The organism is Anabaena sp. 54 (assembly GCF_017355725.1).
Classification (GTDB): Bacteria; Cyanobacteriota; Cyanobacteriia; order Cyanobacteriales; family Nostocaceae; genus Dolichospermum; species Dolichospermum heterosporum.
In genome coordinates, this window is record NZ_JAAVWA010000014.1 from 71,771 (window position 1) to 89,005 (window position 17,235).

Sequence of the window (17,235 nt, forward strand, 5' to 3'; positions counted from 1 at the left end):
TTACAAAAAAAAACCTTTGATCAGCAAAAATCCCCAACCATTAAGTAATATTAGTTACTCTCGTGTCATCCATCTTAGTCATCTCATTGATCAAGATATACCAAAATGGACAGGTGATCCTCCCGTAGAATTTACCAGTGTTGCAGAAATTCCAGATGATGGTTATTACTTACGAGGCTTTTCCTTGGGAGAACATAGCGGGACTCATATTAATGCCCCTAATAGTTTTTATGCAAACGGCGCAAGTATTGACCAGTATCCAGCATCATGTTTAATATTACCAGCTATAGTTATCAATATTTGTGAACAAGCAGCAGTAAATCCTGATTATGCCTTGACTGTTAGTGATATCCAAACTTGGGAAACTGAATTTGGAGAAATTCCCACAGGGAGCTTGGTGATATTATATACTGGTTGGCAAGAAAAATGGTTAAATCACCAGGCATTTTTTAACCAAGATAAAGACGGAAAAATGCACTTTCCTGGTTTTAGCTATGATGCAACTGAGTTTTTAATAACACACAGGCAAATTACTGGAGTGGGTATTGATACTCATGGTGTAGATTCTGGGCAGAATACTAATTTTACTATTAACCGGTTGCTTTTAGAGCGATCGCTAATTGTTCTCGAAAACCTCACCAATTTAGATCAGTTACCACCGCATAGTATCACCTTAATCATTGGAATTCTCAGATTAAGAGGAGGTTCTGGTTCTCCCGCAGCAATCATGGCATTATTTTAAATTTTTCCTTTTCCAACCATTTACCCCAAACTCTTTAATTCACAACCAATAATAAGTAGGTGAACACAATAAAACCAAACTGTGTAAAGAAATGTAAAATCGCCCAAACCCTCTTCACTCTTGCCTCTTGCATGAGTGCCTTTTGCCTTGCCATAACGACAATTTTCAACACCAACCTACTTACTCAATAAAACCATTAACCAATTCAGAAAACTTGTAAAATCAGAACTCCAAGAAATAATTAAAAAATATTAAAGCCCCATAGCCAGAGTATGCAAAACTACTCAAAAATGGCTATGAGGCTAAAATATTTTACGAATTGGAAATGATATTTTTAGTCAATTTCCCAATCATGGAGGCAATCTTGCCAATTTACTGGAAATCGCCGCTATCAAGTCTAATATTGCCTATTTGCACCGCTGTAAACAAGCAGGAATTAAACCTCATTTAGCAAAGTTCATGAAACTTTCGCTGAGTTCTTTATTAAATTTTTGACAGACAAAAAGGATCTAGTTTCAGATCCCTTTTTTGCCTTTAACACAACGGACTTTACTACTGTAAATTAGCAATACCGTTAGTTAAGTTTGGACTTAAACGAGAACTATTTAATGGCAACTAGCTAAGGTTTTAGTCAAAAGTAGAGACTTGATAAATCACACTACCACTTTTGCTATTTTTTAGCTTGTGAACTGAAGGCTTGAGACTTTAAATTTTAGACTCCTGCCAGCAGCTTTAGATTTCACCATTAACCTGCATTTGATGAACTTGATCTGCCAATTCTTGACAATTTTGATCATCTAACTTATCAATTGCCAACATTCCCATGAGAATAACTTCTTTCAAAGTTAAGCGAGTTGAATGTGCCTGTTTTTGCACAATCTCCTTAATGATGGGAGATACACCGATTGCTGTACTAGCTCTAGCCACGTTATAAAAAGAAACATTAATGACATCGGATAAATCTTAGCACTTTTCGCTAAGTTATTCTACATCCCCGGAACTGATCTACTTTAGTTTCGATAAATCTTTGTATGTCTAATCCAGACTATAAATAGCAAACAGACTCAATAATTCTGCAAATCTAACTTTTTAACTACGGACATAACTCCTATGTAGCAAGCATTTTAACGATTTACTTACTCTGCTACAAACAGCCGTGTTACTGAAATCACACAATAAAATAACGCAATTTATTTAAGTATTAATAATAACATTGCTTATAGAGATAGGTGTAAATAAACGTAGCTATCTTAAAAAAATAAATACTATTTAAAGCTTATCAATTCGACTTCCTAGCGTTTTATTGCTGTTTTTTTAGCAACAAAAATTGATACCTATATAATTATTTATTAATTTTTCTTACAACTCACAACATAAACAATTAATTATTGTCATCTATCAAAAGTATGAAACCTAAAATTTAGTAAATCATCAAGGGATAAGATTTTGAAAAACGATGGTAACAGTGAGATACTCAAAAAGCTGGAAAGCTTATACAGTAAATCTTCTAAAATGGAAAATCCCAAAATTTAGTGTTGATTAATCCTGACGGGAGGATATTTATCGTGATTCAAAGGATTGAATAGCGTTGAATAACTTAATATTATTAAATATTGTAAACTAGCAAAATAAACCCTGTCTCACTTAATGATCGATTGACAATCAAGACAGTCGCTACGAATCAAAGCTTTTTTTAATGTGGCGAAGGTATTGAGTTCAAACCTATAGTTTTTTGATAGCAAACCGCAAGTTTGCAAGATAGATGGGGTATAGACAGAAATCGAAATCTTCCTGAATTCACTTAGTTAACGCTGTCATAAGAAAAAGTAGTGAATACGCACAAGGAACAAAACAACGATGAGTGAACCTTATCTGTTGGCTGCAAGTTTATTAACAGGATTGGTCATACCAATATCAACACCCCCCCAAATAACCAATCTTCCCAAAGATTCTCTATCTTTATTGGATTTAGCCGAGGGTTTCCAGGTTTACGAGGGCAAAAGAAATTCTCCACGTCAAATTGCTGTACCTGAATTTAGTAATCAAATTGAAAAGTCCTCACCAGCAAATAAGAGTCTTGTCAAGACTGATAAATCATTACCAGAATTTAGTAGACAAACACCGACGACCGTTGAACAGTCATCAGTAATCAGGAAAAACCTCCCCACCTTAGAGATTCTCTTATCAGAATTTAGACAGCATGGGTTATCAATACCTGTTAAATCATCCTTTAACTTAAATTCCCCAACGACACCAACTAAATCACCTATTTCTGGTAGTCAACTCTACCAGCAAAGATTAGCATCACTTATATCTGGTCAGATTTATACGCGCACTGATAATGATGAAAATTTAGCATTGTCTGGGGAATCAAATAAGGCAGATAAACTGACTTATCAAGACTGGAAAAGCTTATTAGCTTTGGAAGCTAAAGCTATGGCTAAAGGTCAAGGTGCGAATCGGTTGAGTATTTTAGTAGGTGATTCTTTAAGTTTGTGGTTTCCCAAGGACAAACTACCTACGGGTAAATTATGGCTAAATCAAGGTATATCTGGAGATACTTCTGAGGGCGTTTCTAAAAGATTGTCGGCATTTTCTGGCACCAGACCTGATGTAATTTATGTGATGACTGGGATTAACGATTTACGTAAGGGTGCTACTGACAAGTCAATTTTGGTCAATTCCTCGCGGATTATTCATAGCTTACGTCAGAGTCATTCCAGCAGTCAGATTATTGTCCAATCTATTTTACCTGTGCGATCGCAGAAAATCCCTAATAGTCGAATTCGTCATATTAACGCCCAACTGGCTATAATTGCCCAAAAGCAAGGGGCTAATTACCTCAACATTCACAATTGGTTTACGGATATTGATGGCAATTTGCGTCCCGAATTAACTACAGATGGATTACATTTATCTTTAGCAGGATATCAAGTGTGGCAATTTGCACTTGAGCAAATAGAATATAGAGTTGCTCAAATTTACAATTGATATATGCAAATTGAATGTATATTAACGTAAGTTGCTAGTTGAAAATGGGTAAGAGGCAAGAGGCAAGAGGCAAGAGGCAAGAGGCAGGAGTAGTTGACCAATGACCAATCACCTTTTTCCCTGCCTAAATTTAGATAATTAGTAACTTAAGTTATATTATTTCACAGATCAGGGTGTGAGAGCTATCACTAAATATCAAATGGTAGATCGGATAAATGATATCGCTTGGCAAGCTCACCAGGGCAGCGTGGCGGCAATTATTCAAGTTTTGAATGAAAGGCTAGTTGTGTCTGGTGTCAGAACTAGAGCAGTTTTTGCGACTGGTATATTACAACTCTTGTGTGAAGCGGCTACAGTAGAGCAACTAGAGCAATCTGTCCTAGTGCCAAAAATTCAAGAAATTTTGGACTCACTTGCACCACGTCATATTCGCCGAGTTAATATTAATAGTCGAATTGTTCGAGAAGAGCAATTATTATGGTTGGAGGAAATTAACCGCGATACTGATGGTCAGTTACTGTGGTCACGGGAAATTACTGTATACCAACCAAACTTGTTGAAGCGGTTAATTCCAGAGTTAACTGAAGTTTATACCAAATCAAGAAAACCTATTTTAACAAAACCCCAATCTTTGCTGAAGAATCGAAATCAGGGCAAAATTTCTGTCAAAACTTTATTTGTATGGGTTGCTGGTTTATCTTCAATAATTTTACTGGCTTGGTTGCTAGATTTTCGGTTAAGTAATCCATTGAAGAAGCTGTTGCCATTAGTGGGTTCTCAATCTTCTCAAACGGTCAACCAAAGACCGCCAGAATCATCGAATCGTCCTGTGCGCCGAAGTCTTTCTATCCCATTGGATGATCCGTTTGCCGCATCTGTGAGACTGGCTAACCAGGCGACTGTGACTGGTAAAACGGCTATAACTTCAACTCAGTGGTTGGAATTAGCTGCTACTTGGCAACGGGCTTCTGATTTAATGGGTCAGGTTGCACCTAGCCACAGCCGTTATCAGGAAGCACAGATTAGAACTAAGTTGTATAAAAAGTTTAGTGAGGCTGCCCAGAAAGAAGCTCAGAAGAGTAAATCTTAACAATGTCTGATAGCGAAGCGTGGCGTAAGCCATATCAGGATGTGCAGGATTTAAGGATGAACAGGATGTATTTTTCCTGTTCTCGACTCGGAAAAATCTTGATCATGTCTGAATCAGGATGTCCAGGATTTAAGGATGAACAGGATGTATTTTTCCTATTCTCGACTCGGTGACTCCTTCTTCCTTCTTTTTACTCCTGACTCCTGACTCCTGACAAAAATCTTTTTGGTGCAACCCCTATTTATCGGCTCATTTCTAACATTCTTTGCATGGGTCGGAGTGCGGCTATGCGGATTTCTTCTGGTAGGGTAATTTCTGGGGTGCGGTTTTTCATGGCTAGATACAGTTTTTCTAGGGTGTTTAGCCGCATAAATGGACATTCGTTACAGTTACAATCACTTTGGGGGGGTGCGGGAATAAAGTGTTTGTCAGGTGCTAGTTTTTGCATCTGGTGAATGATTCCTGGCTCTGTAGCCACGATGAATTCTTGACTAGGGCTGGTTTGACAATAATTGAGTAAGGCGGCTGTAGAGCCAATATAACTGGCATGGCGGAGAACGCTGGTTTCACATTCGGGGTGAGCGATCGCTTCTGCATGAGGATGTGTAATTTTTAACTGGACTAGTTTCTTTTCGGAAAAGGTTTCATGAACAATACAGCTACCTTGCCATAACAGCATTTCCCGTCCTGTTTGTGACCTTACATACCGTCCCAAGTTGCGATCTGGGGCGAAAATAATTGGCTGTTCCTGGGGTATTTGCTGGACAATTTTCACAGCGTTGGAACTGGTACAAATGATATCGCTCATGGCTTTAATTTCCGCCGAGCAGTTAATATAGGAAATTACCAAATGGTCTGGGTGTGAGGCTTTGAAAGCTGCAAATTCCTGGGGAGGACAACTATCTGCTAAAGAACATCCTGCATTAATATCTGGTAATAACACCAATTTATCAGGGTTGAGGATTTTGGCTGTTTCCGCCATGAAGTGAACACCAGCAAAGACAATGACATCGGCTTTGGTATTGGCTGCGGCTTTGGCTAATTGTAAGGAATCGCCAATGAAATCGGCAATATCTTGAATATCAGGATCTTGATAGTAGTGGGCTAATATCACTGCATTTAGTTCTGTTTTTAGATCCGCAATGGCGGCAAATAAATCTAAGGGTAAAATGCCTGATTTTGGTTGAGTAAGTGTAGTTGTAAACACAATTAAAAACTGCTTTTAATTACAAATTATTACGTTGTGAATTTAATTATAGTAGTTTTTACCAAAAAGAGTGAGGGATTGATTCTAGCAATTTATGTCCAAATCCGGTGGAGTTTCATATCCTGGAGATATACGGCTTTTTAAAGTGGCATGACCAGTCAGAAAAATCAATCAAAACCTATCAAAATTGCTGTAATTGGCGATGTTCACGACCAATGGGAAGTAGAGGACGGCATAGCACTCCAGCATCTCGGTGTTGACTTGGCGCTATTTGTCGGTGATTTCGGGAATGAGTCGGTGGAAGTGGTAAAAGCGATCGCTTCTCTAGACCTTCCCAAAGCGGCGGTAATGGGCAACCACGATGCCTGGTACTCGGCGACTGAATGGGGACGCAAAAAATGTCCTTATGACCGCACCAAGGAAGACTGGGTACAGGAACAGCTAGATTTATTAGGATCTGCCCAAGTCGGTTATGGTAAGTTAGATTTTCCGCAGTGGAATTTAACTGTGGTAGGTGGTCGTCCTTTTACCTGGGGAGGACCTGAATGGCGATTTGCCCAAATGTGTCAAGAACGCTATGGTGTCTCTAGTTTGGAGGAGTCCGCAGATAAAATTGTTAAGGTAGTAAAAAGTGTTACTTGTGATCATATTATTTTTCTCGGACACAATGGACCGAGCGGTTTAGGCGATCGCGCTGAGGACCCTTGTGGCAAAGATTGGCATCCCATTGGCGGTGATTTTGGTGATCCTGATTTAGCGGAAGCAATTTCTCAAAGTCTCAACCTCAAGAAAACTGTTTCCCTAGTCGCTTTTGGTCACATGCACCGCACCCTACGCCATACTAAAAAGTTGCAAAGAAAGGCTGTGTTTAGAAGTCCAGAAGGAACTATTTACCTAAACGCTGCCACTGTCCCCCGGATTATTCAACAAGACGGAATAAAGTTACGAAATTTTTCTCTGGTTGATTTGGAGGATGGTTTGGTAACAAAAGCTTCTCTGGTTTGGGTGGATCAGAACTACCAAATCGCTACTGAGGAAGTTTTTTATAATTCTTCAGTTTCAGTAGTGCCAATTCTGTAATTATATGTTATGATGTTATTTGTCAGTTTTTGTGTTACACAATTCTGGCAAATAATCTGGAGAGGTGGCAGAGTGGTCGAATGCGTCCGACTTGAAATCGGATGAAGTGAAAGCTTCCGGGAGTTCGAATCTCCCCCTCTCCATTTTTTTGTTTTTATTTCACGCAGAGCCGCAGAGTCACAGAGAAGAACGCAGGTGTTTGATATGGAAATATTAAATCTGCTGTAAGGTAAGAGTCAGTTTTGCTATGATTCCAGATATAACCTTTTAAATATGTAATTCAGTAATAGGTATGATTTGCTGAATTTACGAATAATGGTAGGGTGTAGTCAATTGGAGATTTTTAACCCTAATTAAAATTAAATGTGCTATGAAAATACAAATTGCTAACTTAGGTGTTATTGAAAAGGCAGAAATTGATTTAAAGCCTTTAACTGTCTTTATTGGTGGTAATGGAACAGGGAAAACTTGGACAGCTTATACTTTAGCATCTATTTTAGGTGAATATGGATGTAAGAAGTATTGGCAAGCTTATCTGGATAAAAAGACTCAACAGAGATATCCAATTATAGATAATGCAATTGAAGAACTTTTACAAGAAGGATATGTTCGGATTGATTTAATTGATTTTGCTGAAGAGTTTATTGAAACATATATTAATGATGTTTCTAATCTAACTTATCGCTGGATGAATAAGTTTCTGGCTACAGAATATGTTAATTTTGCCAACGTGAAAGTTAAATTTAATTTAGCGGATATAACACTCAAAATACTTGATAATATTAAACAATATTCTTTGGCTCAAGAAATTTCTTTTGGTTCTTCTCAAAATAAAAATACTTTGCGTATTTTTAAAGAAAAGAATGAAAATAGTATTTATTTTTATTTAATTTCAGTTTCTAATTCTAATGATCAGTCTAATATCTTTGATAAATTACCTAGAATAGTATTTGAAGAGATTTTATTTGAAGAATTTTTTGCTTTAATTCATAGAGCTTTTTATTCATCTGTATATATATTTCCCACAGAAAGAACAGGAGTTTTACCATTATTTTCTTCAGCCAACAAAATAGACGAATATCATGAATATGATGATGAAGATAAAACTAGCAAACTAACTGAAGTAGTAAAAATATTTGAAAATATGGTATATTCTGTATATGAAAAATCATCTATAGAAAGAGAAGAAGAAATACAATTGTATCCAGAAGTTTTAGATTATATTAGATTAGCAGAAATATTAGAAAACGATATTTTAGGAGGAAAAGTAAATCTTATTGATGAATCTGTAATTGATAAAGAAATATTATATCAACCATCAGAAAATGTTAAATTAGAAATGACTGTTTCTTCTTCAATGGTAAAAGAATTAGCTCCTTTAGTTTTGTGCTTGCGTCATTTAGCTCTACCAAATGAATTACTGATAATTGATGAGCCTGAAATGAATTTACATCCAGCGGCGCAAGTAGAAATTACGGAATTTTTAGCCATGTTAGTACAAGCAGGTTTGAAAGTTTTAATTACAACTCACAGCCCTTACATAGTTGATCATTTAGCAAATTTAATGAAAGCCGCTAAATATGAAGATAAAGAAAGTCTCAAAGAACGATTTTATTTAGAGCGAACAGAAGCTTTTATTCCTCAAGAGAAAGTTTCTGTTTATCTATTTGAAGATGGTACAGCTAAAAATATATTACATGAAGACGGTAGGATAGATTGGGGAACATTTGGGAATGTTTCAGATGACATTTCCCATATTTTTCCATAATCACTCTTATAATCTTAAATTCAGGAGTGATTTTAAAATGCCTTTCGATCATTTATTGTTATCATGTTGTTTACTACCAGGCAAAACAAGTCATAAAGAAGATGGTGTGGAGGTAAGTTTACAACCAGCAAGTGGTGAAACAGTTTTATTTTTTCATATAGACGAGAAATCAAACCCTAATTGTAAATTTCGTAAATTATTAGAATTAGATAAAGAAGGAATGAAAATCTGTGATTTAATCGTATTTTATGCAAAAGACAATGAAAGGATTATCTGCTTTGTAGAATTGAAGGGTAAGGATATAAACACAGCAAAAGAGCAGGTTATAAATACATATACATACTTTAATAAATTCTTGAAAAAAACTGATTCATCATTAAGTTTTACTGCAAAAACATATATTTTATCTAAAAGTTCTGTACCTCAAGAACTTGATAAATATAAAAAAGAATTAAAGGATAAGTTTGATGAAGGTAACTATGACATTAGCAAAAATTCAGATTTAGGTGATTTTCTGAGAGGTGCGAAGTATCAACCTAAAGGAAAACGAAAGAAATGATTAGAGAAGATCGAGACAGTTAATTAATACTTTTAAATGCGTATTATATGTAAGTATATGTATTTTCAAAGGTAAAAATCAAAAATTTTCGTGATTATTTACTATAATAGGTATAATCAAAATTATCTCTATTATTTATGACTAATATCACCATCTCCAACATTGATGATGACATCAAATATCAGTTGCAAAAACGAGCCGAAAAACATGGACGTTCCCTAGAAGAAGAAGTGAGAGAAATTCTCCGTCTTGTTCTCATCGAAAATACTAAACATCCCTTAAATCTAGCAACTTTAATTGAACAACGGTTTGCAAATTTGGGCGATTTGGAATTACCAGAAATAGCTAGAGAACCTATCCGCACTGTATCAATATTTGAAGAATGATTATTTTGGATACAAATGTTATCTCAGAATTAATGAAGACTCAAAAGTCGGAAATAGTTCGTGAATGGGTAGCTGAAAAACCTTTGATGAGTATGTTTACCACAACCATTACTCAAGCAGAAATTCTCTATGGTATTGCTTTACTTCCTGAAGGAAAACGACGAAAAGAACTTAGTCAAGCAGCACAACTGATGTTTTCTGAAGATTTCGCTGGACGTGTTCTTGCTTTTGATCAAAATGCTGCTGTAGCATTTGCTCATATTGCATCCCAACGACGACAAAATGGGACTCCTATTTCTCAAGCTGATGCTCAAATTGCTGCTATTTGTTACACTCATAAAGCAACCATAGCAACACGCAATGTTTCTGATTTTGAAGGATGTGGTATTTCTATTATTAATCCTTGGAAATATGAATCAGTATAGATAACTACCTTAATAAGTCGCTTAACTTCTGACTCCTGCTATTTTATTCTTAAAGATGTTTGCTAAGTCTTAACTAATATTAATTAACCCCCAGACTTAAATTATGAATGAGTCTGAGGGCAATTTACAAACAAGAGATGCTCCTAAATCAGTGTATTAACAACAGAAGAAGGTGCTATCCCATTTTGGGAATCATTGTTAACTGATTGCTGAGGCTGGACTTCTTCCTGTACACCCCGCATTTTAATTAACTTAATTGCCCGGTTGACGCTTTCTGGCAAAACTACTACCAAACTACCATCAGTAGCCATATCTAAGGCTTTGTTAATAGCTGTGGTTTCATCCAAAATTGATTCAAAGCGGTAATTAGGCTTAACTTGGGTAATACCTTCAACAATCAAATCTGAAGCTGAACCACGAGGTCTACCTCTAGTATCATCATCTTCTTTAACAATGATGTAGTCAAAGATATCTGCTGATAATCTACCTAGAGTAACAAAATCTTCGTCACGGCGATCGCCAGGACCACCAATTACACCAATGCGCTGTCCCGTTGTCCAATTACGGACAAATGACCCCAAAGCCTCGTAACTAGCGGCATTGTGGGCATAATCTACCAAAGCATGGTATTTACCCAAATTAAACAAATTCATCCGTCCTGGGGTCTGACTTACAGAAGCACGAAAGCCTCTTAAACCAGCGCGAATTTGCTCAATGGTGACATCTTGAACAAAAGCTGCCAAACTAGCGGCTAAAGCATTAGCAATCATAAATGGCGCTCTTGCACCCATTGTCAAGGGGATATTTTCTGCCCTTTCGATGCGGTGCGTCCAATCACCTTTGACAATGGACAGATAACCATGTTCATAGACTGCGGCTACTCCACCCTGTTGGATATGTTTCCGTACCAGATCCGAGTCTGGATTCATGGTAAAGTAGGCAATGTTCGCCTTAGTTTTTTCTGCCATAGCAGCAACCCGGTAATCATCGGCATTGAGTACCGCATAACCATCAGGGAAAACAGCTTCAGCAACTACGCTTTTAAGATGGGCTAATTGCTCAATAGTATCTATATCGCCGATGCCTAAATGGTCAGCAGACACATTTAATACTACACCTACATTAGCATTTTCAAAACCCAACCCAGAGCGGAGAATACCACCGCGAGCCGATTCCAATACGGCTACTTCTACGGTCGGGTCTTGAAGGATAACATGGGCGCTTTGAGGTCCTGTATTATCTCCCGATTCTACTAAGAAATCACCGATATAAGTACCATCTGTAGTTGTGTAGCCGACAACCTTACCAGTTTGCTTATAAATATGGGCTAACAGGCGAGTTGTGGTGGTTTTGCCATTCGTACCTGTAACTGAAAGTATAGGAATGCGGCTAGATTGTTCGTTGGGGAACAGCATATCCATGACTGCGCCGGCGACATTGCGGGGGATGCCAATACTAGGGGCAACGTGCATTCGGAAACCAGGGGCAGCATTGACTTCAACAATTACACCGTCTAATTCTCTCAAGGGACGGCTAATATCTGAAGTTACGATATCTATACCAGCCACATCTAAGCCGATAATTCTGACTATCCGTTGTGCTAACCAGCGATTTTCTGGGTGAATTTCGTCTGTGCGATCTACAGCACTACCACCTGTACTTAAGTTGGCTGTAGCTCTTAAGTAACAAATTGCTCCCTGGGGTGGCACACTGTTGATGGTGTACCCTTGTCTATCTAGGAGTTGGTAGCTGGTACGGTCTAGTTCGATTTTAGTCAAGACGTTATCATGTCCGTCACCACGTTTAGGGTCAAGGTTTGTTTCTTCAATTAGTTCTGTAATTGTAGATTTGCCATTACCCACCACATGAGCAGGAATTCTCTCCGCTACAGCAACTACCTTGCCATTAACTACTAATACTCGATGATCTCGTCCTACATAATATCTTTCCACAATCACTGAACGAGAAACTTGTCTAGCCATTTCATAAGCGGCTTCTGCGTCTTCCCAGTTGCGGATATCAATGGTGATCCCTCGTCCATGATTACCGTCTAAAGGCTTAATCACGATGGGATAACCACCAACATATTCAATGGCTTCTTCTAAATCATCAAAGAAATTGATGACTGTACCTCTGGGGACTGGTACGCCGTTGGCATCGAGAATCCGTTTAGTAGCTTCTTTATCACCAGCTAGTTCTACACCAAGAATGCCTGTGTTATTGGTCATTGTGGCTTGAATCCGTTTTTGGTGGATACCATAGCCCAATTGAATTAAGAATCTAGCTGGTAAAGGCATCCAAGGAATACCTTTTTTCTCCGCTTCTTTAATAATGGCTTCTGTGGAAGGGCCTAGTGAAGCATCACGCCAAAAGTCTTTGAGGTCTTGAACGTCTTGCTCTAGTTCGGCTTTGGGATAACGTCCCCGGTCAATAATACTTTGACATAGCCTGACTGCTGCCCGGGCTGCATAGCGACCCGCTTCTTCATTTAGGTACTCAATCACTACCTGGTAAATTCCAGGTGTGACGGTTTCACGGGTGCGACCGAAACCTACGTGCATTCCCGCTAATTCCTGGAGTTCTAAGGCTACGTGTTCCACTATATGACCCATCATGGTGCCTTCTCGCACCCGCATTAGAAAACCACCACGACAGCCTGGGGAGCAGTAGTGACCCTCTAGACTTGGCAGTGCCTCCACTAGTCCTTCATAAAAGCCAGGTATTTCATTTGAGGGGGTTTCGGCAAGTTTGTCTAAGTCTAGGCGCATAACGATCAGTTTGTGCCGTCGAATGCTCCAGTAATTTGGGCCGCGTAAGGTCTGGATCTTGAGGATTCTCATGGGAATAGGTAGATGGAGATTCGTAACCAAAATTCTAGTTTTTTGCTGGAATTGACCGCTAAATTTGGCATTTGAAGCAGTTTTTCCTTCTTAGATGGAATTGATCTAAACTCTAGAAGAAGAAATCAAGATGCGGTCAAATCAGTGTGACCTGATATGCTCTATATCTTCTATATCGTCAGCTAGAGATGCGATGCACAGCAGGTAAAACAGTACGTTGGTAAAGATGGAAGCGATCTCCGTAACTGAGGATATGTAGTCTTAAATTATGTACTGTCAGGGGTTGGTTAGCACTAACGTTGGGTTCATTAGTGTGGGTAAGTTCGGTAGGATCAACAATAGTGACACTGCCTTTGCCCATAACTTGTAGCCAACCATCGCGTTCAAATACGGCACAGGTATCTTCGTCTATACCAATGCCTAATCTATCTGGGTGAGCGGCGATCGCACTAACAAGTCGTCCCATCCGATTCCGGTTATGGAAATGTTGGTCAACGACAACTTCAGGAATGAATCCTAAGCCTGTTGCCATGTCAACTAGGGAACGATTAGGTGTTTCACCACTACCACCACCTGCGATCATGTGATGTCCCATCACGGCTGCTCCAGCACTTGTTCCTGCCAAAGTCAGTTGTCCGGCTCTCACCCGCTGGCGGATAATTTCCATTGCCGGTGTGTCGGACAGGACTCCACAAAGGCGCAGTTGGTCTCCTCCGGTTAAGAAGACACCACTACAGGCTTCGAGGGATGCTTTAATCTCAGGATTTTCGCATTGTTCCCGTTCCCGAATGTCTAATATTTCAACCTTTTCCGCACCCATTTCTTCAAAAATGCGAACGTACCTACCAGCGATAATGGCAGGCTCACGGGAGGCTGATGGAATTATTGTAATATACGCCTTGTTACCGCCAGCACGAACAAAAAAAGTTCTTAGAATTTCACGTCCATGAACTTTATCTTCTGCGCCTCCGATAACTAGTACGGCGGTTTTAGTAGCTTGGGGTGTCCTCATTTCCAGCGATTTAACTTCTAACTGCGGCATTGTGTTTCTGCTTGAGGGAGTCAACAACTTCAGGTTAATTGAACAAGGTTTGTTGCTTGTTAATTTTCGCCTTTGGCTTTGATGAGAGGACACTGCTTGACGCACACGATGCCTCAATTTTCTCATGTCCGTCGTTCTCATAGCCAGCATCTTGTTTTTTACCTATCTACTTTTTCCAGATGGCTCTCATAGTGCTAAATTAACTATAATTCCCTTCTGGACTTAGGATTTAGTCGGTCTTGACACTCTTACTTCTGAGGCTGGTTGGATGTATCCCGGAAGTTGTTAACTTTGGTGGGATTATTAATTTAAATTTAGTAGTGACAATATTTAAACATAAATTAAGTAATTAGAAAAACTTTTGATCTCACTAGGAAATTAAGGATATTGGTATTTTTCGGCACTGTTGGTAGATTTTTAGTTTTTCTATGACTTACAAAAAAGGCAAGAGGGAACAGGGAACAGGGAACAGGGAACAGGGAACAGGGAACAGGGAACAGGGAACAAGGGAGAAATTTCATGCTCTATTCTTCAATTTCTTCCTCCAAACTCCGAACTCCGAACTCCGAACTCCGAACTCCTGAATCCATGCTAGGTTATCAGTTATGGTATTAGCTAAGTATCTACCCTTAAAATTAGTTCTATCGAATCCGAATTACTGTGCGTTTTGATATAGTTACACTTTTTCCTGACTGTTTTACGTCAATCCTCAATTCTGGTTTGTTGGCTAAGGCTTTAGCTAAACAGATTGCTCAAGTGCATTTAGTTAATCCTAGAGATTTTACTACGGATAAGCACCATAAGGTGGATGATCAACCCTATGGTGGTGGTGTGGGAATGTTGATGAAGCCAGAACCGATTTTTGCGGCTGTGGAGTCTTTGCCGATTCTACCCCGTCGAGATGTGATTTTGATGAGTCCGCAGGGACAACCAATGAACCAGCCCTTGCTGCGCGAATTAGCCACGAATTACGACCAGTTGGTTGTGATCTGTGGTCATTATGAAGGGGTAGATGACAGGGTGCTAAATTTGGTGACTCGGGAGATTTCTTTGGGGGATTTTATCCTGACGGGGGGAGAAATTCCTTCGATGGTTTTGATTAATGGTGTGGTGCGTCTACTTCCGGGAACTGTGGGTAAGGAGGAATCGCTGAAGACGGAAAGTTTTGAAGAATATTTGTTGGATTTTCCGCAGTACACTCGTCCGGCAAATTTTCGTGGTTGGCAAGTCCCAGATGTGCTACTAAGTGGTAATCATGCAGCGATCGCTCGTTGGCGTTTTCAACAACAAATTCAGCGCACAGCTTCCCGTCGTCCCGATTTGCTTAAACTTTGGGAAAAAGAGAGGGAACAGGGAACAGGGGGAGTAGGGGAAGTGGGGGAAGTGGGGGAAGTGGGGGAAGTGGGGGAAGTGGGGGAAGTGGGGGAAGTGGGGGGAGAAAAATATTCTTTTACAACTGACAACTGACAAAGGACAACTAACTATGAACATCAGAATTGGTAATGGCTACGATATACACAGATTGGTGAGCGATCGCAATTTGATTTTAGGCGGTATTCACATTCCCCACGAACTCGGCTTGTTAGGACATAGTGACGCTGATGTGCTTACTCATGCCATCATGGATGCGATGCTGGGAGCCTTATCTTTGGGGGATATTGGTCATTATTTTCCCCCGACAGATCCCCAATGGGCTGGGGCTGATAGTTTAGTATTATTACATCAAGTCCATCAACTAATTCGTGAACAAGGTTGGAAAATTGGCAATATTGATTCTGTCGTTGTCGCTGAACGTCCGAAATTAAAACCGCATATTTCTAAAATGCGAGATAAATTAACAGCAGTTTTAGAAGTAGAACCAAATCAAATTGGTATCAAAGCTACAACTAATGAAAAACTTGGACCAACAGGCAGAGAGGAAGGTATTTGTGCTTATGCTGTAGTTTTGTTGGTAAGTGGTGATTAATCAATTTTTATTTACATCAAGGAGAAAAGAAGATGCAAGTTATCAACTTCCAGTCCCCTCAAAAATATCGTCCTGATATTATGTTTACAAATAAAGATGAAGAAATTATCTTATTAGTAGAGGTAAAAGCTCAAAAACCAGAGACAGAATTAAACAGGCAAAGTGCTATTTATCAATTAAAAACATATTTGCAGAATATCAAGCCAGATATTCCTTTTGGTATGTTAGTGGATTTAGAGGAAATTAATATTTTTGCATTGAATAATGATCAGGAAATAGAAAACCTAATTTCCTTGAGAACTAATGATATACTAAGTAATTATGATCCAGAATTCCCGCATAAAAGAATCTTTGATTTTTATTTAGAAACACTTATTAAATCTTGGCTCAGAGATTTATCATATCATTGGAATTCAGATACACCACCAGCGTATAATGAATTAGCAAAAATTGGTTTATTACCATTGCTAGAAGGTGGACATACTTATATTCAGGAAAATTTAGGTGCTGATACTTTACATTGAAACTAATTTTTTAATGGCAGTTGCAAAAGGAAGAGACCTAGAGGCAGGACAATTGCTGCGGAATCTCTCTCCCTTAATTCGTCTTGCTATACCAGCTATTTGTTATGTAGAAGTTATTAACACGTATAGAATAGATAAGCAAAATCAGTTAAAATTTCAAGCAGAAATGGAGAAACAAATTAATGAAGCAATGCGTGATAAAATTTCTATCCATGCAGATTTATTTAAGGTGAGTTTAGAAAGAGCATCTATTGAAAATCTACTATTATTAAATGATGTACAAGATAGGTTATATGAAATTATTAACTTGTTAACAGAAAATTCAGAAATTATTAATTTTGATAATAACATAATCAAGGATATTTCTGATAATATTTTTATAGAAACAGAAACACTACCAATTAAGAATGATCTTATGGATAACTTAATATTACAGTGTATTGTATCTCATGCAAATCAGCATCCTAATAACCAAAAAGTATTTATTAGTGGCAATACAAAAGATTTCGGTAAAAAGGAAGTACAGGAAATTTTAAATAGTGCAACAATAAAATATTTTAGTAATACTAAAAACTTTCTAGGTTGGTTAGAGTCTCAATTATCCTAAAATTAATA

General features: G+C 38.4%; 16 protein-coding genes and 1 tRNA gene. 13 read left to right on the top strand and 4 right to left on the bottom strand.

Translation table 11 applies throughout. The features are described 5' to 3' along the window. The first annotated feature begins 16 nt into the window (after positions 1 to 16). Entirely contained in the window at positions 17 to 742 is a 726-nt protein-coding gene (locus HEQ36_RS14440; RefSeq protein ID WP_205748555.1) for a cyclase family protein, read from the top strand. A gap of 732 nt (positions 743 to 1,474) precedes the next feature. On the opposite strand, the gene HEQ36_RS14445 is transcribed toward HEQ36_RS14440, so the two are convergent. Then, entirely contained in the window at positions 1,475 to 1,669 is a 195-nt protein-coding gene (locus HEQ36_RS14445) for a hypothetical protein (protein WP_015083627.1), read from the bottom strand. 930 nt (positions 1,670 to 2,599) lie between these two features. Between HEQ36_RS14445 and HEQ36_RS14450 the strand changes: the two genes are divergently transcribed. Further along, on the top strand, positions 2,600 to 3,733 hold the full coding sequence (locus HEQ36_RS14450; protein ID WP_053538786.1) for an SGNH/GDSL hydrolase family protein: 1,134 nt from the start codon (positions 2,600 to 2,602) through the stop codon (positions 3,731 to 3,733). Positions 3,734 to 3,932: 199 nt separating this feature from the next. Then, positions 3,933 to 4,823: a hypothetical protein gene (locus HEQ36_RS14455; RefSeq protein WP_168636505.1), complete on the top strand. Its 891-nt coding sequence runs from the start codon at positions 3,933 to 3,935 to the stop codon at positions 4,821 to 4,823. A gap of 241 nt (positions 4,824 to 5,064) precedes the next feature. On the opposite strand, the gene nadA is transcribed toward HEQ36_RS14455, so the two are convergent. After that, complete coding sequence (nadA, locus tag HEQ36_RS14460; protein WP_053538784.1) at positions 5,065 to 6,030, bottom strand: quinolinate synthase NadA; 966 nt, start codon at positions 6,028 to 6,030, stop codon at positions 5,065 to 5,067. Between the two features lie 150 nt (positions 6,031 to 6,180). Between nadA and HEQ36_RS14465 the strand changes: the two genes are divergently transcribed. The 6 genes from HEQ36_RS14465 (at position 6,181) to HEQ36_RS14490 (ending at position 10,248) form a co-directional block, all read left to right on the top strand. Continuing rightward, complete coding sequence (locus HEQ36_RS14465; RefSeq protein WP_039204021.1) at positions 6,181 to 7,110, top strand: TIGR04168 family protein; 930 nt, start codon at positions 6,181 to 6,183, stop codon at positions 7,108 to 7,110. 58 nt (positions 7,111 to 7,168) lie between these two features. Beyond that, a tRNA-Ser gene (locus tag HEQ36_RS14470) sits at positions 7,169 to 7,253 on the top strand. A 227-nt stretch (positions 7,254 to 7,480) separates the two neighbouring features. Continuing rightward, positions 7,481 to 8,878 (top strand): AAA family ATPase, encoded by a 1,398-nt coding sequence (locus HEQ36_RS14475; RefSeq protein WP_168465608.1) that lies wholly within the window; start codon positions 7,481 to 7,483, stop codon positions 8,876 to 8,878. 37 nt (positions 8,879 to 8,915) lie between these two features. Next, positions 8,916 to 9,437, top strand: a complete 522-nt coding sequence (locus HEQ36_RS14480) for a hypothetical protein (RefSeq protein WP_168636335.1) — start codon at positions 8,916 to 8,918, stop codon at positions 9,435 to 9,437. Positions 9,438 to 9,574: 137 nt separating this feature from the next. Beyond that, a complete protein-coding gene (locus HEQ36_RS14485; RefSeq protein ID WP_053538780.1) occupies positions 9,575 to 9,823 on the top strand; it encodes a plasmid stability protein in 249 nt (82 codons plus the stop codon). After that, positions 9,820 to 10,248, top strand: coding sequence for a type II toxin-antitoxin system VapC family toxin (locus tag HEQ36_RS14490; RefSeq protein ID WP_053538779.1), 429 nt, complete (start codon positions 9,820 to 9,822; stop codon positions 10,246 to 10,248). Before HEQ36_RS14485 ends, HEQ36_RS14490 begins: the two co-directional genes overlap by 4 nt. Positions 10,249 to 10,391: 143 nt before the next feature. On the opposite strand, the gene cphA is transcribed toward HEQ36_RS14490, so the two are convergent. Beyond that, on the bottom strand, positions 10,392 to 13,088 hold the full coding sequence (cphA, locus tag HEQ36_RS14495; protein ID WP_168636506.1) for a cyanophycin synthetase: 2,697 nt from the start codon (positions 13,086 to 13,088) through the stop codon (positions 10,392 to 10,394). A 178-nt stretch (positions 13,089 to 13,266) separates the two neighbouring features. Then, positions 13,267 to 14,130, bottom strand: a complete 864-nt coding sequence (locus HEQ36_RS14500) for a cyanophycinase (RefSeq protein WP_027401350.1) — start codon at positions 14,128 to 14,130, stop codon at positions 13,267 to 13,269. A gap of 660 nt (positions 14,131 to 14,790) precedes the next feature. Here HEQ36_RS14500 and trmD point away from each other — a divergent pair. The 4 genes from trmD to HEQ36_RS14520 are packed head-to-tail and all read left to right on the top strand — an operon-like array spanning position 14,791 to position 17,227. Beyond that, entirely contained in the window at positions 14,791 to 15,597 is an 807-nt protein-coding gene (gene trmD / locus HEQ36_RS14505) for a tRNA (guanosine(37)-N1)-methyltransferase TrmD (protein ID WP_168636336.1), read from the top strand. A gap of 16 nt (positions 15,598 to 15,613) precedes the next feature. Further along, positions 15,614 to 16,096, top strand: coding sequence for a 2-C-methyl-D-erythritol 2,4-cyclodiphosphate synthase (gene ispF, locus HEQ36_RS14510; protein ID WP_053538776.1), 483 nt, complete (start codon positions 15,614 to 15,616; stop codon positions 16,094 to 16,096). A 32-nt stretch (positions 16,097 to 16,128) separates the two neighbouring features. After that, positions 16,129 to 16,620 (top strand): type I restriction enzyme HsdR N-terminal domain-containing protein, encoded by a 492-nt coding sequence (locus HEQ36_RS14515; RefSeq protein WP_053538775.1) that lies wholly within the window; start codon positions 16,129 to 16,131, stop codon positions 16,618 to 16,620. A gap of 13 nt (positions 16,621 to 16,633) precedes the next feature. After that, entirely contained in the window at positions 16,634 to 17,227 is a 594-nt protein-coding gene (locus tag HEQ36_RS14520) for a PIN domain-containing protein (protein WP_205748556.1), read from the top strand. The last annotated feature ends 8 nt before the right edge of the window (positions 17,228 to 17,235 follow it).